Origin of the sequence: Sulfitobacter sp. AS92, from assembly GCF_038900015.1 — a bacterium.
Classification (GTDB): domain Bacteria; phylum Pseudomonadota; class Alphaproteobacteria; order Rhodobacterales; family Rhodobacteraceae; genus Sulfitobacter.
Map to the genome: position 1 here is coordinate 132,248 of NZ_JBBMQL010000005.1, position 22,062 is coordinate 154,309.

At 60.5% G+C, this 22,062-nt stretch carries 21 protein-coding genes; 12 read left to right on the forward strand and 9 right to left on the reverse strand.

Annotation, left to right across the window (positions count from 1 at the left end; all coding sequences use genetic code 11):
* The first annotated feature begins 51 nt into the window (after positions 1–51).
* The 12 genes from tolQ (at position 52) to folD (ending at position 12,820) form a co-directional block, all read left to right on the forward strand.
* Entirely contained in the window at positions 52–747 is a 696-nt protein-coding gene (gene tolQ / locus WNY61_RS11365; protein ID WP_342851554.1) for a protein TolQ, read from the forward strand.
* Positions 748–750: 3 nt separating this feature from the next.
* On the forward strand, positions 751–1,224 hold the full coding sequence (tolR, locus tag WNY61_RS11370; protein ID WP_342851555.1) for a protein TolR: 474 nt from the start codon (positions 751–753) through the stop codon (positions 1,222–1,224).
* A 3-nt stretch (positions 1,225–1,227) separates the two neighbouring features.
* Positions 1,228–2,412 carry an energy transducer TonB gene (locus WNY61_RS11375; RefSeq protein ID WP_342851556.1) on the forward strand — a complete coding sequence of 395 codons (1,185 nt, stop codon included), beginning with the start codon at positions 1,228–1,230 and terminating at the stop codon, positions 2,410–2,412.
* Between the two features lies 1 nt (position 2,413).
* Complete coding sequence (tolB, locus tag WNY61_RS11380; protein ID WP_342851557.1) at positions 2,414–3,760, forward strand: Tol-Pal system beta propeller repeat protein TolB; 1,347 nt, start codon at positions 2,414–2,416, stop codon at positions 3,758–3,760.
* A gap of 101 nt (positions 3,761–3,861) precedes the next feature.
* The gene (gene pal, locus WNY61_RS11385) at positions 3,862–4,398 is read left to right on the forward strand and encodes a peptidoglycan-associated lipoprotein Pal (RefSeq protein WP_342851558.1); all 537 of its coding nucleotides are present in this window, start codon (positions 3,862–3,864) and stop codon (positions 4,396–4,398) included.
* A 72-nt stretch (positions 4,399–4,470) separates the two neighbouring features.
* On the forward strand, positions 4,471–5,340 hold the full coding sequence (gene ybgF, locus WNY61_RS11390; RefSeq protein ID WP_342851659.1) for a tol-pal system protein YbgF: 870 nt from the start codon (positions 4,471–4,473) through the stop codon (positions 5,338–5,340).
* A 6-nt stretch (positions 5,341–5,346) separates the two neighbouring features.
* A complete protein-coding gene (tilS, locus tag WNY61_RS11395) occupies positions 5,347–6,618 on the forward strand; it encodes a tRNA lysidine(34) synthetase TilS (protein WP_342851559.1) in 1,272 nt (423 codons plus the stop codon).
* A gap of 101 nt (positions 6,619–6,719) precedes the next feature.
* A complete protein-coding gene (gene ftsH / locus WNY61_RS11400) occupies positions 6,720–8,636 on the forward strand; it encodes an ATP-dependent zinc metalloprotease FtsH (RefSeq protein WP_342851560.1) in 1,917 nt (638 codons plus the stop codon).
* A gap of 149 nt (positions 8,637–8,785) precedes the next feature.
* Positions 8,786–9,439, forward strand: coding sequence for a hypothetical protein (locus tag WNY61_RS11405; RefSeq protein WP_342851561.1), 654 nt, complete (start codon positions 8,786–8,788; stop codon positions 9,437–9,439).
* 43 nt (positions 9,440–9,482) lie between these two features.
* A complete protein-coding gene (locus WNY61_RS11410) occupies positions 9,483–10,067 on the forward strand; it encodes a sulfurase (RefSeq protein ID WP_342851562.1) in 585 nt (194 codons plus the stop codon).
* A gap of 111 nt (positions 10,068–10,178) precedes the next feature.
* The gene (locus WNY61_RS11415) at positions 10,179–11,855 is read left to right on the forward strand and encodes a formate--tetrahydrofolate ligase (protein ID WP_342851563.1); all 1,677 of its coding nucleotides are present in this window, start codon (positions 10,179–10,181) and stop codon (positions 11,853–11,855) included.
* Positions 11,856–11,929: 74 nt separating this feature from the next.
* The gene (gene folD, locus WNY61_RS11420; RefSeq protein WP_342851564.1) at positions 11,930–12,820 is read left to right on the forward strand and encodes a bifunctional methylenetetrahydrofolate dehydrogenase/methenyltetrahydrofolate cyclohydrolase FolD; all 891 of its coding nucleotides are present in this window, start codon (positions 11,930–11,932) and stop codon (positions 12,818–12,820) included.
* On the opposite strand, the gene WNY61_RS11425 is transcribed toward folD, so the two are convergent.
* From WNY61_RS11425 to WNY61_RS11465, 9 genes are all read right to left on the reverse strand, one after another.
* Positions 12,817–13,239, reverse strand: a complete 423-nt coding sequence (locus WNY61_RS11425) for a PaaI family thioesterase (RefSeq protein ID WP_342851565.1) — start codon at positions 13,237–13,239, stop codon at positions 12,817–12,819. The two genes, folD and WNY61_RS11425, sit on opposite strands and share 4 nt — an antisense overlap.
* Positions 13,239–13,910 carry a ligase-associated DNA damage response endonuclease PdeM gene (gene pdeM / locus WNY61_RS11430; protein ID WP_342851566.1) on the reverse strand — a complete coding sequence of 224 codons (672 nt, stop codon included), beginning with the start codon at positions 13,908–13,910 and terminating at the stop codon, positions 13,239–13,241. The genes WNY61_RS11425 and pdeM overlap by 1 nt, the downstream gene beginning before the upstream one ends.
* Positions 13,911–14,195: 285 nt before the next feature.
* Positions 14,196–16,649, reverse strand: coding sequence for a ligase-associated DNA damage response DEXH box helicase (locus WNY61_RS11435; protein ID WP_342851567.1), 2,454 nt, complete (start codon positions 16,647–16,649; stop codon positions 14,196–14,198).
* Between the two features lie 45 nt (positions 16,650–16,694).
* Positions 16,695–18,002, reverse strand: coding sequence for an ATPase (locus WNY61_RS11440; RefSeq protein ID WP_342851568.1), 1,308 nt, complete (start codon positions 18,000–18,002; stop codon positions 16,695–16,697).
* 121 nt (positions 18,003–18,123) lie between these two features.
* Positions 18,124–18,618: a prepilin peptidase gene (locus WNY61_RS11445; protein WP_342851569.1), complete on the reverse strand. Its 495-nt coding sequence runs from the start codon at positions 18,616–18,618 to the stop codon at positions 18,124–18,126.
* A 3-nt stretch (positions 18,619–18,621) separates the two neighbouring features.
* Positions 18,622–19,473, reverse strand: coding sequence for a tetratricopeptide repeat protein (locus WNY61_RS11450; protein ID WP_007119132.1), 852 nt, complete (start codon positions 19,471–19,473; stop codon positions 18,622–18,624).
* A 27-nt stretch (positions 19,474–19,500) separates the two neighbouring features.
* The gene (locus tag WNY61_RS11455) at positions 19,501–20,103 is read right to left on the reverse strand and encodes a tetratricopeptide repeat protein (RefSeq protein WP_342851570.1); all 603 of its coding nucleotides are present in this window, start codon (positions 20,101–20,103) and stop codon (positions 19,501–19,503) included.
* Complete coding sequence (locus WNY61_RS11460) at positions 20,103–21,080, reverse strand: type II secretion system F family protein (protein WP_342851571.1); 978 nt, start codon at positions 21,078–21,080, stop codon at positions 20,103–20,105. Before WNY61_RS11460 ends, WNY61_RS11455 begins: the two co-directional genes overlap by 1 nt.
* Positions 21,081–21,090: 10 nt before the next feature.
* Positions 21,091–22,053 (reverse strand): type II secretion system F family protein, encoded by a 963-nt coding sequence (locus tag WNY61_RS11465; protein WP_342851572.1) that lies wholly within the window; start codon positions 22,051–22,053, stop codon positions 21,091–21,093.
* Positions 22,054–22,062: the final 9 nt, after the last annotated feature.

The window sequence follows — 22,062 nt, forward strand, 5'->3', positions numbered from 1 at the left end:
CCGAGAGGCAGATTGCCCCCATAGGGGGCGGCAGGAAAAGAGCATAGGCAAATGGAAGCAGAGACGCTGGCATTGGCACAGGGGATTGATTTCTCCTTGTGGGGGCTGTTCGCGAAGGCGACACTGACGGTTAAACTGGTAATGATCCTTCTGATCGGGGCGTCGTTCTGGTCGTGGTCAATCATCGTTCAAAAAACCATCCAATACCGCAAAGCCCGTGCCGAGGCGGCCCAATTTGATCAGGCTTTCTGGTCGGGTGAGCCGCTGGACGGGTTGTTTGACAGCATCGGCGCAGACCCGGACGGGTCATCGGAAAAGATTTTCGCCGCTGGCATGTCCGAATGGCGCCGCTCGCACCGCGAGGATGGCGGGCTGATCCCCGGTGCCACCGCGCGGATCGACCGCTCGATGGATGTCGCGATCTCTAAGGAAGCCGAGCGTCTGCAAAAGGGTTTGCCGGTGCTGGCCACTGTTGGCTCCACCGCACCTTTTGTGGGGCTGTTCGGGACGGTCTTTGGCATCATGAACTCGTTCATTGAGATCGCCGCGCAACAGAACACCAACCTCGCCGTCGTCGCCCCCGGTATTGCCGAGGCGCTGCTGGCGACCGGTATCGGCCTTCTGGCTGCGATCCCGGCGGTTGTGTTCTACAACAAGCTCAGCGCCGACAGTGACCGCATCTTGGGCAACTACGAAGCCTTTTCGGATGAGTTCGCCACCATCCTCAGTCGTCAGTTGGACAGCTAAGCCATGGGCGCAGGTGTCATGAAAAAACAAGGCGGCAGGGGGCGGCGTCGCGGCCGCGCGCAGCCGATGGCCGAGATCAACGTCACGCCATTTGTTGACGTTATGCTGGTGTTGCTGATCATCTTCATGGTGGCGGCACCGCTGCTGACCGTGGGCGTGCCTGTTGAATTGCCTAAAACCGCCGCCAGCGCCCTGCCGTCCGAACAGGAAGAACCGCTGACCGTGACCATCACCGCCGAAGGGGCGGTGCAAATCCAGACTACTGACACGGCGCGTGACCAATTGGTGACCAAACTGCGGGCGATCGCCTCGGAACGCGCAAGCGATCGGGTGTTCCTGCGCGCGGATGGCAAAGTGTCTTATGCGCAGGTCATGGAAGTCATGGGCGCGCTCAACGCAGGCGGCTTTTCCAACATCGGTCTGGTGACCGACATCGGTGGCCCGGCGTTGGACGGCAGCGACACGTCGGGTGGCTGAGCCGTGCATACCGGGCATTACATATCAGGTGCCGGGCATCTGGGTCTTATCTTCTGGCTGCTCTTTGGCGGGATTTTCACCCCCGACCCAGACCCCGTTGAGATGACAGAAGTTTCCGTGATCTCTGGTGCGGAATATGACGCGCTGGTGGCCGCGCAGCAGCCACCGTCCTCGTCCACCGAAGTGGCGCAACCCGCCCCGCCAGAGGTGAGTAAGGAGACCCCTGAGGTCACGGCAGAGCCTGATACCCAGATCGAACAGCCCGAGCCGGTGCAGACCGAAACCCCGCCCGAGGATATCCCTCCTGAGGTGACGGAATTGGAACTGCCGCCGCAGACCGAAGTGGACGACACGCCGCCCGTGATGAACGAGCCGGTGGGCGATACCGCTGTGCTGGTGCCGGAAATCGCGCCTGAAGCCACCCCGCGCGAAGCGCCGCGCGTGGCCCCCGAACCGGTAGAGCAACCCGACCCCGAAGTGCGCCCCGATCTGGACGAGCAGCCCGCCGTGGCTCCCGATGCCGAGGCCGAAGCTGAAGCCGTCGTCGAAGAGCCCCAAGAGGCGCAGACGCCCGAAGACAGCACGACCGAGATCGTGACCGAAGCCGACAAAGCGCCGGCAGCCTCTGCGCGTCCCCCCGGCCGCCGCCCGACACCGCCGCCCCCGGCACCCGTCGAAGTGGCCGAAGCACCAGAAGAACCTGCCGAGACGCCAGCGCCTGAGCCGACACCTGAACCGACCCCAGAGCCAACGCCCGAGCCGGAACCCGTTGAAGAACCTGCTACTTCCAGCTCAACCGAAGATGCCATCGCAGATGCGCTGAGCGAAGTTTTGGGCCAGCCCGAAGCCACCGTGCCCGCGCCAAGCGGCCCGCCACTGTCGTCGGGCGAACGCGAATCTCTGCGCGTGGCGGTATCTGCCTGCTGGAACATCGGCGCGCTCTCGACGGAAGCGGCACGCACTACAGTCGTGGTCGGCATGCAGATGAACACCGACGGCACGCCGGTTGCCAGTTCGATCCGCCTGCTAAGTTCCAGCGGCGGCAGCGATACCGCCGCACGGCAAGCCTATGAGGCCGCAAAACGCGCGGTTATTCGTTGCGGCAGCAGCGGCTATAATCTGCCGCAGGAAAAATACAGCCAATGGCAAGACATCGAGATGACATTCGACCCAATGAGGAGCCGATAACATGCTGACTAGACTTCTGGGACTACTGGCGCTCTGCGCCACGGCGGCCACGCTCACGCTGGCCCCCAACCAGTCGCAGGCTCAACCCCTGCGCATCGTGATCGATGATCCAACGATTGAGCCTTTGCCCTTTGCCGTGCCCAGCTTTCAGCCCGAAAGCGGTGAGGCCGGGCAGATGGCCGTCGACCTGGCGCGCGTTGTGTCCGAAGACCTGACCGGCACTGGGCTTTTCCGTGAGATCCCGGCCAGCGCCTATATTTCCACCGTGAGCGACTTCAACGCGCCCGTGGAATACGCGGACTGGAAAGCGATCAACGCGCAGGCGCTGATCACCGGGGCGGTGAATGTTACCGGTAATTCTGTAAACGTGAAATTTCGCGTCTATGATGTCTTCTCGGGCGAAGAGCTTCTTGATGGCAGCGGGCAGGGCGGTTTGCAATTTACCGGCACCGTTGATGGCTGGCGCCGGATGGCGCATAAGGTGGCCGATGCGGTCTATAGCCGGATCACCGGCGAGGGCGGCTATTTCGACAGCCGTGTTGTCTATGTCTCGGAAACCGGCCCGAAGGACGCCCGCCAGAAGCGTCTGGCGGTGATGGATTACGACGGGGCCAACCTAAAGTACCTGACCGAATCTGGTTCTATCGTGCTTGCGCCGCGGTTCTCTCCCACCGGTGACCGGGTGCTTTACACCAGTTACGAAAGCGGTTTCCCGCGCATATATGTGCTGGATATCGGCACCGTCCAACGCCGCGCGCTGCAAAGTGCCGAAGGCTCCATGGCCTTTGCGCCGCGGTTCTCACCCAGTGGGCAGACGGTGGTCTATTCGTTGAGCCAAGGCGGCAATACCGACATTTTCTCGATGGATATCAACAGCGGCCAATCGGTGCGCCTGACCAATACCCCTGCGATCGAGACGGCGCCCAGCTTCTCTCCCGATGGCAGCAGAATCGTCTTTGAAAGTGACCGCTCGGGCAGCCCGCAGCTTTACGTCATGCCCGCCACCGGCGGAGAGGCGACGCGGATTTCCTTTGGCGAAGGGCGTTATGGCACACCCGTTTGGTCGCCACGCGGGGATTTGGTGGCTTTCACCAAGCAGAACAAGGGCCGTTTCCACATCGGCGTGATGCGTCTTGATGGCTCCGAAGAGCGCCTGCTGACCGCCTCTTTCCTTGATGAAGGTCCGACTTGGGCGCCCAATGGCCGGGTGATCATGTTCGCCCGCGAAACCCAAGGGGCGGGCGGGTCGTCCTCGCTCTATTCCGTCGATATTTCGGGGCGCAACCTTAAGCCGGTGCGCACGCCCGAAGGCGGCTCTGACCCCTCTTGGTCACCGCTGCAGCAGTAACGTATTCCAGACCCTCCGAACGGGCGCGGGCAATTCCAATGGTTCCGCGCCTGTGTTAACACCAGCAACAACAACGCCACCACAGAGAAGGCAGACCCCTCATGAAACGTATTTTGACCAGCACGCTTTTGATTTCCGCATTGGCCGTGTCGGCCTGTACCAACCCTGACCGCTTTGGTGCCGATGGCATGGGCGGGGCCGGGGTCGGGGCCAATGGTGGCGCAGGGGTTAACGCCGGCGTGGTGCCGGGCAGTGCGAATGATCCAACTTCGACCGCCTATTTCCAGCAGGCTGTTGGCGACCGGGTGCTGTTCCTTGTGGACCAATCCACACTGACCGATGTGGGCCGCGCCACGCTTGATGGGCAGGTCGCTTGGTTGCAGACAAACTCGGACTATCAAGCCGTGATCGAAGGTCACGCGGATGAGCAGGGCACGCGCGAGTACAACATCGCGCTTGGCGGTCGTCGCGCCAATGCGGTGCGTGAATATATGATTTCGCGCGGTGTCACTGCATCGCGGCTCAAGACGATCAGCTACGGCAAAGAACGCCCGATCGAGATTTGCTCAGATGAGGCCTGCTATGCCAAGAACCGCCGTGCCGTGACCGTGCTGGCCGGTGGCGCGCTGACCAGCTAATCGCGGCAACTGCCGACGCAATACAAATCCAAGGAGGCCGATGTGCTGAAGCGATATATCTTCGTGGCGGTGATGGGGCTGATGACCGCCCCCGCCGCGCTTATGGCGCAGGACAACGATCAAACGCTGGCGGACATCCGCCAGCAATTGACCGTTCTGAGCGTTGAGGTGCAAAAGCTGCGCCGCGAACTCTCGACCACGGGCGGTGGCTCTGTCGAAACGGGTGGCGACTCGGTTCTGGAACGTGTCGGCACGATGGAAAGCGAACTTCAGCGTCTGACCTCGAAGACCGAAGAGATGGAAAACCGGATCAACCGGGTCGTTTCCGATGGCACCAACCGCATCGGTGATCTGGAATACCGTTTGGTAGAGCTTGAGGGCGGCGATCTGGGCGCGCTTGGCGAAACCTCCACCCTTGGCGGTGGCGATCTGCCCGCAGTTTCGGCCCCCGTAGCTGCTCCTGCGTTGACCCCCGACCGCGAGGTGGCCGAGGTGACCCCGAACGCCGGAGCCGGTAGCGCGGGCGGCATCATCACCCCCATCAACGAAGCAGAGCTGGCGGTCAGCGAAAAGACCGATTTCGAGCGGGCGCAGGGGGCGCTCGCATCCGGTGACTTTCGCAGCGCCGCCGATCTCTTTGCGACCTTCAGTCAGACCTATCCCGGCGGTCCGCTAGCCGCCGAAGCCGAGATGCGCCGCGGCGAAGCCCTCACCGGGTTGGGCGACAACCGCGAAGCGGCCCGCGCGTTTCTTGCGGCTTTCAGCACCGATCCCGAAGGGCCCGTCGCCCCGCAGTCTTTGTTTGAGCTGGGCCGTTCGCTTGGCACTCTTCAGCAAACGCAAGAAGCCTGCGTGACCCTGTCCGAGGTTGCAGTGCGCTTTCCAAACGCGCCGCAGGTGTCCCAAGCCGAAGCGCAGCGTCAGACGCTGGGTTGTTCCTAAACGCCGATGACTGCGCCTGCCGCTCAGGCTAACGCAGCACTGGCCAACAGGCTGTTGGCGGGCCTTGGCGGCAGGGTGCCGCCGCGCCTCGGGGTGGCTGTCTCAGGCGGGGGCGATTCCATGGCGCTGATGTCCCTGCTGCACGCGCTTTGCGCGGCGGCAGGGACAGTTCTCGAGACCGTTACCGTCGACCATGGGCTTCGGTCCGAAGCTGCGGCAGAAGCCGAATTCGTCGCGCGGTGCGCGAGAAGTTTGGGTCTGCACCACGAAACGCTGCAGTGGCGCGGGTGGGACGGGCAGGGAAACTTACAAAATGCCGCGCGTGAGGCGCGCTATGCGTTGATGGCCGACTGGGCGATGCGGCGAGATTTTCCCAGCATCGCCCTTGGCCATACGGCGGATGATCAAGCGGAAACTGTTTTGATGCGACTGGCCCGCCGGGCTGGGGTGGATGGTTTGTCGGCCATGGCACCGCAAAGCACGCGACACGGCGTCACATGGCTGCGCCCGTTGCTCTTTGCACGCCGAGAAGCGCTGCGAGATTACCTGCGCGGCGCGGGCCTTGAGTGGGTCGAAGACCCCAGCAACGACGATCCCCGCTTTGCCCGCATTCAAACCCGCCAAAGCCTTTCGGCACTCGCCCCGCTTGGCATCGATGTCGAGACGCTGGCTGAGGTGGCAGGCAACATGGCCCGCGCCCGTGACGCGCTGGAATGGCAAACCGACCTAACGGCAGGCGATATTCTGCGCATGGAGGCCGGGGCGTTGGTGATGCGGGCCGAAGCCTTCTTTGCCGCGCCGGAAGAGATCCGCCGCCGCTTGGTTATCCGCGCGCTTGGGAAAATGAGCGGCAGCGCCTATCCACCCCGTCGCGGACCCGTGGCAGCGCTAATTGCAGGGCTGGCAGAAGGGCAGGCTGCGACCCTTGATGGCTGTCAAGCGCTGGTACGGCGCGGTGAAATCTGGCTCTTCCGCGAATATAATGCCGTGCGGGATCATCGGGTGCCTGTGGATCACCTCTGGGATAAGCGCTGGCGTGCAGTGTCGCCGGGCGGGTCCACCGAAGGGGCTGAGCTGCGCGCCTTGGGGCCGGATGGCTTAGCCCAATGTCCCGATTGGCGCAGCCTCGGGCGGCCCCGGGCCATGCTGCTGTCGACCCCGGCGATCTGGCAAGGCGCGCAGCTGCTTGCAGCGCCCCTTGCCGGGCTGGACGAGAAATGGCATGTCCTGCTCGAAAGCGGCGCGGATTGGATTAACACCGCGCCATTATCGCATTGAACATGAGCGTATCATGTCTATCTTAGTGTGGTGGTTGCCCGAACGGGCGCCCCTTGGGTCGCAGGACTTGCCTGCGGCCATGTGAATTTAGGAGAATTCCCTTGGGAAATGTTCGTAACCTCGCCTTCTGGGTTGTCCTGATGCTGCTGGTACTGGCGCTGTTCAACCTGTTCAGCGGGTCCAGCGGTTCGCTGCAAAACAACGAGGTCAGCTATTCCGAGTTTGTTACCTCCGTACAGGATGGTGATGTCCGTAATGTGACATTGGACGGCGAGCAGGTGCGTTTCCGGTCGGCAGACGGGGCGGACTATCTTACGATCAAGCCCGAAGACGCAGAATTGACGCAGCTGTTGATCAGCAATGAGATCCCCGTAAAAGCGCGCCCGCAGCAGCAGTCTGGTTTCCAAACCTTCCTAATGTCGCTGTTGCCGATCGCGTTGCTGATTGGTGTCTGGATTTACTTCATGAACCGCATGCAGGGCGGCGGCAAAGGCGGCGCAATGGGCTTTGGCAAATCCAAGGCCAAAATGCTGACCGAAAAACAGGGCCGCGTGACCTTTGATGATGTCGCAGGCATTGACGAGGCCAAGGAAGAGCTTGAGGAGATCGTTGAATTCCTCCGCAACCCGCAGAAATTCTCTCGTCTGGGGGGTAAGATCCCCAAAGGCGCGCTGCTCGTGGGCCCTCCCGGTACTGGTAAGACATTGCTGGCGCGCGCGATTGCGGGCGAGGCGGGTGTGCCCTTCTTCACCATCTCCGGCTCTGACTTTGTTGAGATGTTTGTCGGCGTCGGTGCAAGCCGTGTCCGCGACATGTTCGAGCAGGCCAAGAAAAACGCGCCCTGTATCGTCTTTATCGATGAAATCGATGCCGTGGGTCGCCACCGCGGTGCCGGTTATGGCGGCGGCAATGACGAACGTGAGCAGACCTTGAACCAGCTTCTGGTCGAGATGGACGGTTTCGAGAGCAACGAGGGTGTCATCATCCTCGCCGCAACCAACCGCCGTGACGTGCTCGACCCCGCGCTGCTGCGGCCGGGCCGCTTTGACCGTCAGGTCACCGTGCCGAACCCCGACATCAAAGGCCGCGAGAAGATCCTTTCCGTTCACGCCCGCAAGACCCCGCTTGGGCCGGATGTTGACCTGCGCATCATCGCGCGCGGCACGCCGGGTTTCTCGGGTGCTGATCTAGCGAACCTTGTGAATGAAGCCGCATTGATGGCTGCCCGCGTGGGCCGCCGTTTTGTGACAATGATCGATTTTGAGCAGGCCAAAGACAAAGTCATGATGGGGCCAGAGCGCCGCTCGATGGTGATGACTGCTGAACAGAAAGAGATGACCGCCTATCACGAAGCCGGACACGCGCTGGTTGGTATGACGCTGCCGAAATGTGATCCGGTCTATAAGGCCACGATCATTCCACGGGGCGGTGCGCTTGGTATGGTGATGAGCCTGCCTGAGATTGACCGTCTGAATATGTTCAAAGACGAATGCCACCAGCGTTTGGCCATGGCCATGGCGGGCAAAGCGGCTGAAATCCACAAGTACGGCCCCGATTCTGTCTCCAACGGCCCGGCGGGCGACATCCAGCAGGCATCTGCCTTGGCACGTGCAATGGTGCTGCAATGGGGCATGTCGGACAAGGTCGGCAATATCGACTATTCCGAAGCCGCACAGGGCTATCAAGGCAACACCGGCGGCTTCTCGGTTTCGGCCAATACAAAGGAACTGGTCGAGAAAGAGGTCCAGAAGTTCATTCAAGACGGCTATGATCAAGCGCTGAAGATCATCACCGAGAAGGAAGTGGAATTCGAGCGTCTGGCCCAAGGTCTGCTGGAATATGAAACCCTGACGGGCGATGAGATCAAACGCGTCATGGAGGGGCAGCCGCCTGCGGAAGATTCCGACGACGACAACTCTGACGCGGGCAGTGCGCCGAGCGTCACCGCGATCCCCAAGGCGAAAGGCAAGAAGACCCCGCCGAAGGACGGCGGGATGGAGCCTGAGCCTTCGGTTTAACCTGACCTTAAGACTAACTTTAAAGACCCCGCTTCGGTGGGGTCTTTTTTGTTACGGCTTGCTGAACATGGCCTTAGTAGAGATTCAGGTGTCGCCTCACCGGCACTGACGCGCTAGATATGGGTAAATGTCTTAATATTATGGGTTTTATGCGACGTATTCTTTTGGCTCTGGCTGCCCTCTCTGCACTTATGGCCGGTCCCGCTTGGGCTGAGGCACAAAACTACACGGTGGCCTTGGGCGGGCGTCCCCTGGGCACATTGCAGTTCAATGGGCAAAGCCGGAACGCGGCATTCTTGTTGTCGCTCAACAATGCGCCCTTTGGTATCAAGAACGGCACCTTTAACGCGGTGACGCAATCTGCCGGAGGCGACGTCAGCTATCTTGGCTCCAACCGGGGAAGCGAAACGCGCGATATCGCGATTGCCCGGACCGCAGGTCGGGTCACTGCGGTAACGATCACGCCCTCCTCGGAAATGACTGCGATGTCTGATGCCAAAGCGGTGCCTGCCGGCGTCCTGTTCCCGCCCGAGGTTTTTGCAGCGCTGGCGAAATCCGGTGGCTGTCCGTCCCCGCTTGCCCTCTACGATGGCCGCCGCGTGGTTCAGATTGCGACCCAAGCAACCAGTCAGGAGGGGGCCTCTGTGCTTTGCGAAATGTCTTATCGCGTTGTGATGGGGCCGGGGTATGTCTCGCCTTTCTACCTCAAGTCGTTCGGGATGGAGCTTGTCTATACCGCAGGTGAACTTGCCAAGGCTTCGTTAAGCGGTGGCGGGTTTAAAGTGCATCTGACCCGCCAATAGGCGGGGTTTCACCATTCGACCACCCCCCCCAAAGGACGCAAAGATGCCTGAGCTACGCACAACCGATCACAGCGCCCGGATCACCTGGCTGGGCATGGTCCCTCAAGATCGCACGAACATCCGCTCCGTTTCTATGGAGGCGGCATTTGCGACCTACGCGGGGTTCGAGGGCGATTTCCACGCCGGGCTCACCCGTCCTGCCTGCGTGCGCGTCCGCAATCTGCACCCCAAGGGCAGGGAAATTCGCAACACGCGCCAGCTTTCTATTCTCTCAGCCGAAGAGATGGCCCAGATCGCAACGGCCATCGATCTACCCGCGCTTGATCCCACACTACTCGGCGTGTCGATCATCCTTGAAGGCATTCCGGATTTTACCCTCGTGCCACCGGGGTCACGGCTGCAAAACGCCCAAGGTACGACGTTTGTGGTAGACATCGAAAACGGACCCTGCAATTTGCCCGCGCGCGAGATTGAAAGCGAGGCGCCCGGTCACGGCAAGGGCTTCAAGGCCGCGGCACAGGGCAAGCGCGGTGTGACTGCCTGGGTCGAACGGGAAGGGCCGCTGTCCTTGGGTGACGAACTGCGACTTTTTGTGCCCAACCAACCCAGTTGGCCCCACCTCAGCTAACCGCGCGCCGTTTCGCGAACTTTGAGTGTCGGAAACACGGCCCCCCGCCGGGGTGTAGTCGCGCTATGGATTGGGGATCAAGATCGCCAACAATGGCAACAGGGGAATCTCATGGCTTTTAAAACCGACATTCAAATCGCCCGCGAAGCGGCGAAACGCCCTATTCAGGAAATCGGCGAAAAGCTGGGCATTTCCAGCGATGATCTGCTGCCCTATGGCCATGACAAAGCGAAGGTAAGCCAAAGGTTTATCGATTCTGTTCAGGACCGGCCCGACGGGAAGCTGATCCTCGTCACCGCGATCAACCCCACGCCTGCGGGGGAGGGGAAGACGACCACCACGGTCGGCCTCGGAGACGGGCTGAACCGCATCGGCAAGAAGGCGGCTGTCTGCATCCGCGAAGCTTCGCTTGGGCCTAATTTTGGCATGAAAGGCGGTGCCGCGGGCGGTGGCTATGCGCAGATCGTGCCGATGGAAGAGATGAACTTGCATTTCACCGGCGATTTTCACGCCATTACCTCGGCGCATAACCTGCTGGCCGCGATGATCGACAATCACATCTACTGGGGCAATGAGCTAGAGATCGACACACGCCGTGTTGTCTGGCGTCGGGTGGTCGACATGAACGATCGGGCGCTGCGCCAGATCACGGCCTCCTTGGGCGGCGTGCCGAACGGTTTCCCGCGTGAAAGCGGGTTCGACATCACTGTGGCGTCCGAAGTCATGGCGATCCTGTGCCTCGCGCGCAATTTGACCGACCTGCAAGAGCGCTTGGGCGCGATGATCGTCGCCTACCGCCGCGACCGCACCCCGGTCTATGCGCGCGACATCAAAGCCGATGGTGCCATGACCGTGCTGTTGAAAGACGCGATGCAGCCGAACCTCGTGCAGACACTGGAGAACAACCCGGCTTTCGTGCACGGCGGTCCTTTCGCCAATATCGCCCACGGCTGTAACTCGGTCATTGCCACGACAACGGCCCTGAAACTGGCCGATTACGTGGTGACTGAAGCAGGATTTGGTGCCGATCTGGGTGCCGAAAAATTCATGAACATTAAGTGTCGCAAGGCTGGGCTGGCGCCGTCGGTCGTTGTTGTTGTGGCCACGGTGCGCGCGATGAAGATGAACGGCGGTGTGGCTAAGGCCGACCTTGGGGCCGAAAATGTTGATGCCGTTCAGAAGGGCTGCGCCAATCTCGGACGCCATATCGAGAACGTCAAATCCTTTGGCGTTCCGGTTGTTGTGGCGATCAACCACTTTGTCACCGACACCGACGCAGAGGTCCAAACGGTAAAGGACTACGTTGCCGCGCAGGGCTCAGAAGCGATCTTGTCGCGCCACTGGGAATTGGGCTCCGAAGGCTCCGCCGATCTGGCCACCCGCGTGGCTGAAATTGCCGATGGCGACAGCGCCAATTTCGCACCGCTCTATGCCGATGACATGCCGCTGTTCCAAAAGATCGAGACCATTGCCAAACGCATCTACCGCGCGGACGAGGTATTGGCCGACCAAAAGGTGCGCAACCAGCTGAAAGACTGGGAGGCGCAGGGTTACGGCGACTTGCCGGTCTGCATGGCCAAGACGCAATACAGCTTCTCAACTGACCCAGACCTGCGCGGCGCGCCCACAGGCTTTAGCGTACCAATTCGCGAGGTACGGCTCTCGGCTGGGGCAGGATTTGTCGTGGTGATCTGCGGTGAGATCATGACCATGCCGGGTCTGCCAAGGGTGCCTTCTGCGGAGGCAATCAAGCTTAACGTCGACGGCGATGTGGAGGGATTGTTCTAAGGCGGGTTGCATTGCCCAGCCGTCGCGGTGATGTAGGGCGTGTTCAACCTGAAGCGAGCGAAAGTGAGACGGATATGGTAGCGACGATCATCGACGGTAAAGCCTTTGCGGCAACAGTGCGTGAAAAGGTGGCGGGCCATGTTGCCCGGCTTGAGGCTGATCATGGGATAACACCGGGCCTCGCCGTAGTGCTGGTGGGCGAAGACCCCGCGAGCCAAGTTTACGTGCGCTCCAAGGGTAAGATGACCCGCGAGGTGGGCATGAAGTCGGTTGAACACAAACTGCCCGCCACTGTGGAACAACAGGCGTTGCTTGAGCTGATCGACAGCTTGAACAACGATCCAGAGATCCATGGCATCCTCGTCCAACTGCCGCTGCCGGATCACCTTGATGAACAGCGCGTGGTAAACTCCGTGTCCCCGGCCAAGGATGTGGACGGCTTTCACATCTCCAACGTGGGTCTGCTGGGTACGGGGCAGAAAAGCATGGTGCCTTGTACACCCTTGGGCTGTCTGATGATGCTGCGCGAACAGCATGGTGATCTGTCTGGCATGAACGCCGTGGTAATCGGGCGCTCAAACATCGTTGGCAAACCCATGGCGCAGCTGCTCCTTGGCGATAGCTGCACCGTCACCATAGCCCATAGCCGCACCCGCGATTTGCCGCAGGTGGTGCGCCGCGCCGATATCGTCGTCGCCGCCGTGGGCCGCCCTGAGATGGTACCGGGGGATTGGATCAAAGAAGGCGCCACGGTGATCGACGTGGGCATCAACCGGATCGAGGTGGGTGAGAAAACGAAATTGGTCGGCGATGTAGATTTCGAAAGTGCCAGCCAGCGCGCCGGGGCCATCACTCCCGTTCCGGGCGGTGTAGGGCCAATGACCATCGCCTGCCTTTTGGCCAATACCGTCACTGCCTGCTGCCGCGCCAACGGCCTTGATGAACCCGAGGGGCTAACGGCTTAAGACGCGCTCACCGGCACAATGGTGCCCTGTAGGATGGCGATCAGCTTTGTCTCGCCATCGTTTTCAGCATGAACCTCAGCCGTAACCACGCATAGCCGCCGCCCCGGTTTCACCACCCGGCCTGTGGCAACAAGCCGGTCTCCCTGCGCCGGGGCCAACAGATTGATTTTTATCTCAGAGGTCACAACATCGACATCGGGTGGAAGCATGCTTAAGGCCGCATACCCCGCGGCCGAATCGCCGATGGAAAAGGTTAACCCCGCATGGCCGAACCCTTGCTGCTGCATCGCACTCGGCAAGATCGGCGCAGAAACCCGCACCAAACCAGGCTGAACCTCGATAATTTTCGCGCCCAGCGTCTGCATCATCGTCTGCGATGCAAAGCTCTCCCGCACGCGGCGTTCAATAGTGTCGTTCATTATCGCGCCTTTCCTGGCATGGGTATGGCCACAGGTTGCGGCCCGGTCAGCACCGCGCGGGCATCCGCGTCCATCAAGTCACAGAGCACTCGCGATTGACTGCGAAGCCCGCCAGTATACGTGCCGTAAGCAGGCAAAATCAGCCGCGAAGTGTCAAACAAAAAGGCTGGCCGTGAAATACTACGCCCCCGCGCCCGGACCGTCGCCTTAGGGTGATAATGACCTGATACTTCTCCACGGCTCCCTGGCACGGCGATATGGCGAAAAGTAAGCGGCCCAAATGAAAGCTCGCTTAAATGCGTACCGCCCAGCCCGACCGGACCAGGATCGTGATTGCCTTCAATCCAATTCCACCGGCGACCGGCTTGCAGGCCCAGTATCCACAAACGCTCGTCTTCTGGCAGCGCTTGCGCCGCGCCAAGGTCATCAAAACTATCACCAAGACAGACCACATGCCGCGCTTGCGTAAAGGATAAATCCGCGGCCAGACGGTTCAATGTGTCGCGGGTTTCATAAGGCGGCAATGCCGATCCGCCACGTCGCGCCATCCGCTCTGACTTACCCAAGTGCAGATCACTCACACAAAGCAAGTCCCGTTCACGCCACCAAAGCGCGCCTGAGCCAAGGGCAGTCAGCAGGGTGCCTACGAAAGAAAAATCCAGTCCGTTCATCCTTTGTTCATCTGAGATCGACGCTGATTTGGCAAGGGGCAAACGCAGATGTAGGATGATCGGATAAGGTGTCGCAGCGGTATTTAAGAAAGGATGAAATGCAGAAAACGCGCCCCGCAACCAAGCGGTAACTCGACCGGAGGCGCGCCTTCATCCTTTACGGTCATCGGCTCCGCAGCCTGTACCGCAGACGAAACATGCACCTCGTTGATTAAAGAATGCTTAATCCTCTTCATCCTTTTTCAAATACCGTGCACGACATCTCAACCCACGGGGAGTCTGCGTTTAGCCTCCCGTTCGCCAGCGGGGTTGATCGGATGGCGGTGGGGTGAGCTGTGCAAGTCCGGACGCTTCCATCAGTCTTTCGGCCTCTTGCGCCAGCATGCGTTCCTGTCCGGCTCCTTCGACGGGCACACGACCCATCTCCAAAAAAAGCGGCGCGGCAAGTGGGCTCACCCGATCCAGTTTGCGATGGGTTATGCGCCCGGCGATGCGGGCAAGCATCTCTTCGATTCGGCCAAAATCCACCAGCCCGCTCAACGCCTCCTCGCGAGTGATGTCGAGCATCAGATGGTCCGGTTCATAGCGCTGTAGCGTGTCATAAAGAATGTCGCTGGAAAACGTCGCTTGCCGCCCGGATTTACGGGCCTGTGGTGTGTTGCGCTCGATCAGTCCTGCGACGGTTGCCGCCGCCCGAAAGGTGCGTTTCATCACGGCGTTGCCTGCAAGCCAACTGTCGAGACCTTCGTGTAGCACGGTGGGATCAAGCAGCAGCGCGGGGTCCTCGACAGGGGCCAGCCCCCAGATCAGCGTGGCATAGTCAGTGGCTACGAACCCCAAGGGCCGCAGGCCCAGGTCTTCCATGCGCTTGGTGAGCAGAAGGCCCAACGTCTGCTGACCGTTGCGTCCGGCAAAGCCGTAAAAGACTGTTTGCTCGGCCATGTCATGCGGGAAACTTTCGACAAGCAGCGTTCCGGGTTGCGGTAGTTGGCTGACTTCGCGCTGCAAGCCCAGCCATTCTGCCGTGTGGCGCGGCAATTCAGGCCAGCTGTCTTGGGTGAACATCCGTTGTACGCGGGCCGACAGCTGCGTGGAAGTGGCGAATTTGGTGCCGCCGAAGGTTGCAACTTTGGGTTTTTTGGCAGCGTTCCGGCTGACCTCAACCACGGTCTCGCGCAGGCCTTCGTAGCGCACGATCTGGCCGCCGATGAGGAATGTGTCGCCCTTGGTGAGGGTCGCGGCGAAGCCTTCTTCGATCTCGCCCAGAGGTTTGCCACCGCGGTTGCGTTTCATGCGCACCTTCAGCTTATCGGTATCCTGAATGGTGCCAATGTTCATGCGGATGCGCTGCGCGCTGCGCGGGTCGCGCAACTGCCATTGGCCGTCCGCGCGTTTCAGCAAGCGTTGCCAGCGGTCATAGGCGCGCAGGGCGTAGCCACCCGTGGCGCAGAAATCGAGGCACGCGTCGAACTCGGCGCGGGGCAGGGCGGCATAGGCTCCTGCAGAGCGGACTTGGGTAAAGAGGTCATCTGCGTCAAAAGGGCCTGCGCAGGCGGTGATGAGTATGTGTTGGCAAAGCACGTCGCGCGGGCCTGCGCCGCGGGGATCACCGTCGAGTGCGCCCTCGAGCACGGCCTCTAGGGCGGCCACGCATTCGACCACTTCGAAGCGGTTCGCGGGCACCAGCAGCGCCTTGGATGGCGCATTATAGCGGTGGTTGGCACGGCCAATGCGTTGGACGAGGCGTTTGACGTTCTTTGGCGCGCCAATCTGAATGATCAGGTCCACATCGCCCCAGTCGATGCCCAGATCCAGCGTGCCGGTGCAGACGATGGCCCGCAGATCGCCGCGGACCATGGCCGCTTCGACCTTCTCGCGTTGGGCGCGGTCGAGGCTGCCGTGGTGGATCGCGATAGGCAATGCGTCTTCATTGGCGAGCCACAGATTGTGAAAGAAAATTTCTGCCTGTGCGCGGGTATTGTGAAAAATCAGCGTGGTTTTGTGTTGGCGCACCTGCTCCAGCACTGCCGGGATTGAATAGGCTGCTCCCCCCCCCGCCCATGGCGGGGCTTCTTCGGTGTGTAGCATCTGGATGTCAGGGGCGGGGCCGGGGTCGGCCAGCAGCACTTCGCAGGGATCAGGGTGGCGGGCCATGAGGTGGGCGATGGCGGCGGGGTCTTCGACCGTGGCCGAGAGGCCAACCCGTTTGAGGCCGGGGCAGAGCGCTTGAAGCCGGGTCAGCGCGAGCATCAGTTGATCGCCGCGTTTGCTTTCGGCAAGGGCGTGAATTTCGTCGATCACCACCCGTTTGAGGCCGCGAAAGGTGCGGGCCGCGTCCTCGTAAGATGTCAGCAGGGCGAGGCTTTCCGGTGTGGTCAGCAGGATATGCGGCGGGTCGGCCCGTTGGCGGCGGCGGCGCGATTGCGAGGTGTCGCCGGTGCGGTCTTCGATGCGGATTGGCAGGCCCATCTCCTCAACCGGGCGGGTCAGGTTACGCTTGATGTCGGCGGCCAGCGCTTTGAGGGGCGAGATATAGAGCGTGTGCATGCCCTCATGCGGCTCTTCGGTCAGATCGACGAGGGTGGGCAAGAACCCCGCCAGTGTTTTGCCGCCGCCTGTGGGGGCGATGAGCAGCAGGGCGGGGGCATCGGCGCGGTCCAGCATCTCTTGCTGGTGCGGGTGCAAAGACCAGCCGTTCTGGGCAAACCAATCGGCGAATTTAGTGGGTAGGGCGCGCATGACACCCAATGTAGTATCGGCAGGCCGTGGGGCCAGCAGCTGGAGCTATTTAACGATCACCTCATCGCGGACGAACATGTTAGCCCAGGCGCGGTCCACCAGATCGGGGTTCATCTGGTAGGGGATGCCCTCGAAATCGCAGATGGCGATCATCTGGTCAATTAGGAAGTTTGGCTGATAGTTCGCATAGACGTTGTTGATGGTTGGATATTTCTCTTTGAGCAGATGAACCAGTGTCGCTTCGTCCAACGGCATGCCGCGTTTGCGTGCGACTAGGGCAAAGATTTTGAGAAAGTTTTCTTGGTCCGGCCCGTCGATCTTGATTTTAAAGAAAATCCGCCGGAGGGCCGCTTGGTCAAAGATCTCATTCGGGTGGAAGTTGGTTGAGAAAATCACCAGCGTGTCGAACGGCACTTCAAACTTCTCGCCCGATTGCAGGGCGAGGATGTCTTTGCTTTCTTCAAGCGGCACAATCCAGCGGTTGATGATGCTTTGCGGTGGCTCTTGCTGGCGGCCAAGGTCGTCGACGATAAAGACGCCGCCCGCGGCTTTCAGTTGCAGCGGGGCCTGATAGGTCCGTGCCGCGGGATTGTAGACCAAATCGAGCATGTCGAGTGTCAGCTCTCCTCCGGTGATGACGGTGGGGCGTTCGCAGCAGACATAGCGGGCGTCATAACGGGTGACGCGGCGCAAGGAGGTGGGGTCTTGGACCTCAGACTCGGCGGCGGAGTGCACGATCGGGTCGTAGACGGTGATAACTTGGCCCGCGTATTCGATGGCGCGCGGCACATAGACCTTGTCGCCCAACGCATCGCGTATACCGTTGGAAATGCTTGATTTCCCGTTGCCCGGCGGGCCATACATCAGGATCGACCGCCCGGCAGAGACGGCAGGACCGAGATGGTCCAGCAAACTATCGGGCAGCACCAAATGGCCCATCGCCCCGGTGAGTTGCGCGCGGGTGATTTGCAGGTTGCGCACCGACTGGCGTTTGACCTGTTCGCGGTAAACCTCAAGCGGGACAGGCATGGCGCCGAAATATTCCGACTGCGCCAACGCGTCGAGCGCGCGTGCCTTGCCTGCATCGGTCAGCTGATATCCCATCTCATTGCCGCTGGTGGCGCTCAGTGTGCCTGTCGCCTCTAGCAGGCGCTGGCCGCGGGCTTGGTCGACCATTTCTTGCGTGACTTGAATCGGCAAGCACAGCGCCTGTGCCAGATCGCTGACCATTTCGACGTTTTTGCGGAAAATCGTTTTTAGAAGGATGTCGCGCATCATGACGATGGGCAGTTTCATATCCTCCAGCCGCTTGGGGGGCGGTGGGGCAAGCACTGTGCTGGTCGGGGCGTTCATCAACGGGTTCCTTGAAAGGGCGGGCGGCGGCGCTCGGTCAGACTGAAGGGTAAATCCTGAATATGGCGTGAATGTGGACAATCTATCGCGAAGAAAGAGATTGTACCGGCTATGGCCGTGCTCAGGCGCCGTAAATCGCCCCCATGATCAGATAGAGCCCCAGCGTGGCGCCAAGGGCGAGGCCCATAGGGAACTTCTTGGTTTCCTGCCAGCTTTGCCAATCGGGGGCGAGCCTGCGCAGGGGGGTGTATTTCACCCCGCGATGCGTGGCGGCGGCGGCAAGAAGCGTCGCCATGAAAAGCATCATCAACAGGCGTAGATCACCTAGCGCGATGTAGGGCGCGGCGGCGGCGGCGAATTTGGCGTCTCCGGCCCCCATGACGCCAGCGGCGTTCAGCACGATTCCGACGCCCAAGACGATGACAAGGCTCAGCAAGCGCCAAAGATAGGTCTCAAAGGGCAGCAAAAACAGCCCCAGCACCACGAAGATCGCGGTGAGCAGTAAGACCGCCTGATTGGTAATGCGCATCTGCTTCATGTCGGTGAAGGCGACATAAAGACAGATCGGCAAGACGAAGGGCAGGAACCACAGGGCCGCCGTGGCAGAGATCGCCATGGGTTAGCCGTTTTCCAATGCGCGCAGGGAACGGACGGCGGCTTCGAAATGCTGGGGGTGGGTGTCGATCGCTTCGCGCAGCAGGCCTTTGCCGGTCTCCACATCGCCGCGTTTGATCGCGGAAAGCGCCATGGTGTGTAAAAGCTGCGCGCGCTCGGATTGCTCCATCGGCATCACGGGCAGGGTGTAGTCGCGCTGTGCGGCACGGGCCATGATGAGGTTGTTCTTGGCGGTGAAAAGAGTGTCATCCTGACGGATTGCTTCGCCAAACAGACGCTCCGCTTCGGCATAGTCGCCACGGGTCAGTTTGGAATAACCCCAATTGTTCAGTACAGCGGCGGGGGTGGTGGTCAGCCCGACGGCGATTTCATAAAAGCTGTCGGCGCGGCTCCACTGTTCTTTGCTGTCGGCGACCATCGCTTCCAGCCGGTAGCGGGCGAATGTCTCATGGGTAGGGGGGATGCCGTTCAGGACCGTTTCGGCCCGCGCCCAGTTGCCCGAGCGGATCAGCGCATCGGCCAGCTGCACGTTGTCTTCGGGCGTGGCGCCCTCCATCTTGGTGACCTTATCCCATTCACCCACGGCTTCGGTGGTGCGTTTGGCGCGCACGAGCGATGCGGCCAGCCCGCGCTGGTGGTCGACCCGGTCGGGGCTTTCCTTTACGGACCGCGCAAAGTAACTGACCGCCTCATTGGGGTCGGCCACGGTCAGCATCACGTCAGAAAGGTTGGTTTCGTCCACCACGTTGACGTCCTTGAAGGCCCGTTCAACGGTGGCGTTCGCGTCTTTTTCACCGCAGCCTGCAAGGGCGGTGACGCCTGCCATGCAGACGGCCAGAATGATTGGATGGCGCATTTTGCGTCCTTTTACTGCTCTGCCTGGTCATGGTGTCGGACGGATCAGGTAATCCCCGCTGCCGCGCCGCACCAATTTATAATTATCCTCATTGACTTCTGTTATAACAGATTTTTCCGTTTTTGCGAGCGCCAAGCGCAGATTGTCCCGGATTGCGTCACTTTCGCCATTGTCGAGCGCATAGGCTTTGCGAAAAATCTGCTCGGCCTCGGCGGTTTGGCCGCTTTCCATCAACACGACGCCAAGGTTGTTCCAGACTTCCGGCTCGGCAGCGTCCTCTTCAACGGCGCGGCGCAGCAGGGTCTCGGCTTGGCCCAAGCGGCCCAACCCAAGGTTGGCGCTGCCCAAAGCTGAGAGGATTTCGCCGGTCAACCCATGATCAAGCGCCGCGCGGTTAAAGGATTTAAGCGCCAGCTCGTACTGTCCTGCCGCAATAAGCCTGTGGCCCACTTCAATCCCGTCGACGGCCTCTGCACGCTGGTTCACACCGGGGGCAAAAAGGGAATCTGGTTTCTTGTTATCCCCACCCAACGCAGAAAAGCCGCCTGTCGAGCAGGCGGCCAGAGCAAGGACCAAGATCGGCCCGAAGAAGACAACGCGGGCCAGCCTGCGCCGAATTTTGCCCGTCATTAATTCCCCATCTGTCCCAGTTTCGAGATGCCATGTGCCGACGGGCCGATCAGAATGATCAACAGCGGCGGTACGGTGAGGCCCATTGTGGCAAGGGTCATCTTGGTTGGCAACTTGTTTGCCGCTTCTTCGGCGCGCATCACACGTTTGTCGCGCATCTCTTCAGCGTAGACGCGCAGCGCGTCGGCGATGGAGGTACCAAAGGCTGCGGATTGGATCAGGACTGTCACGAAAGAAGAGACATCTTGCACGCCGCACCGTTCACTCATGTCGTTTAGGACGGTGATCCTGTCCTTGCCAGCCTTCATCTCATAGGCGACCATCTCGAACTCTTCGGCAAGGGCGGGGTAGGAAGCGCGAAGTTCGCGACCGACACGGACGATACATTGATCCAGCGATTGACCCGCTTCGACGCAAACCAGCATCATATCAAGCGCATCTGGGAAGCCGCGAGTGATCTCTTCTTTACGGGAATCAACCCGGCGGCGGACCCAGTATTTCGGCAAATAGTACCCAATCGCACCGGGGCCGATGGCCCACATCATTGTCTGCTGCGTGGTCATCCCCTCGCCGCCGCCCAAGACTTTGGTATAGACCAAACCGCCCACCAATCCGAGGATCCCGAGGGCAAACTGGGCAAAGTAATACAGCCGGACAGCATCGCGCGAACGATAGCCCGCCTGACGCAGCATCAACTGTTTGGCACTGAGTTCGGCCACGTCCTCAGGCTCAAGAAACTTGGCGAATTTCTGCAATTGCGCGTTTTGGTCGGACTGGCGCAACTGCTGACGCGTCCCGTCAGCCGCGGGCGCAGAACTGGTGCGTTTGAGCTTGGACAGCGGATCTTCGGGCTGGCGCAGCATCATCACCAAGGTTAGCGCAACCAAGGTAACGCCCAAGGTGCCGATGATGATGATCAGGCCCATCGGGCCCAAGGCCTCGTTGATCTGCTCGTTAAGCTGATTGAGAAATTCCATCATCGGCCTCTCAGACTTTGATATTGGTGAGGATGCGCATCACGAACAAGTTCAGCACAAGGAACATGCCCACGATGAAACAGGCGGGGATAAAGTAGGGGTGATCGCGCACCTCGTCGTAGTAATGCGGATCGCCAAGGTTAATCACGACCAGCGCGGCCAGTGGGAAAGCCGAAAGGAATTTGCCCGACCATTTCGCCTCGGCCGTGATCGCTTTGACGCGGCGGAATAGGCGAAATCGGGCGCGGATCACTTTGGCCAGACCGGCGAGGATTTCGGCCAAGTTGCCGCCAGATTGCTGTTGAATGGTCACGGCGACGGCCAAGAAGCGCAAATCCTGCATGTCGAGCCGTTCAGCCATGTCTTTCAGCGCCTCGCCCAGATCACGGCCATAAGCGGCCTCATCGGCGATGACCCCAAACTCTGACGCCAGCGGATCTTGGATCTCTTTGGATACGATGGAGATCGCGTTAGAAAACGGGTGGCCGACGCGCAGGCTGCGGACCATCAATTCAACAGCATCGGGAAGCTGCTCTTCGATCATCGACATACGTTTACCAGCTTTGTGCGACACCCAAAAGAACACCGCGCCGACGCCCATGACGATGGAAATAAGCGCGCGCACCGACACTGACGTATCAGTGCCAATCGTCAGCCCCAGAAAGGCCACGACGGCGAGACCAGCCATAATCATCAAAAGTTGCTGCGGCGTGAAAGCAATCGCGGCTTTCTGCGCACGTTCTGACAGCAGGGAATAGAGCGGGATCGACTTGGCGTTCATATGCTGCTGCATCTCTTTGCGCAGCTTGTCCAAGACCTCTTCGCGGCGGGCGCCTTTTTCCAGCATCTCAAGGCGGCGGTTGACCCGGCTGTTGAGGCTGATGGATTTGCCGAAAGCGACAAGGTACAGCCCTTCGACCAGCACCAGAACGCCGATGAAGATCAGACCATAGATGATTGGTTCGGCACTCATTACATCAAT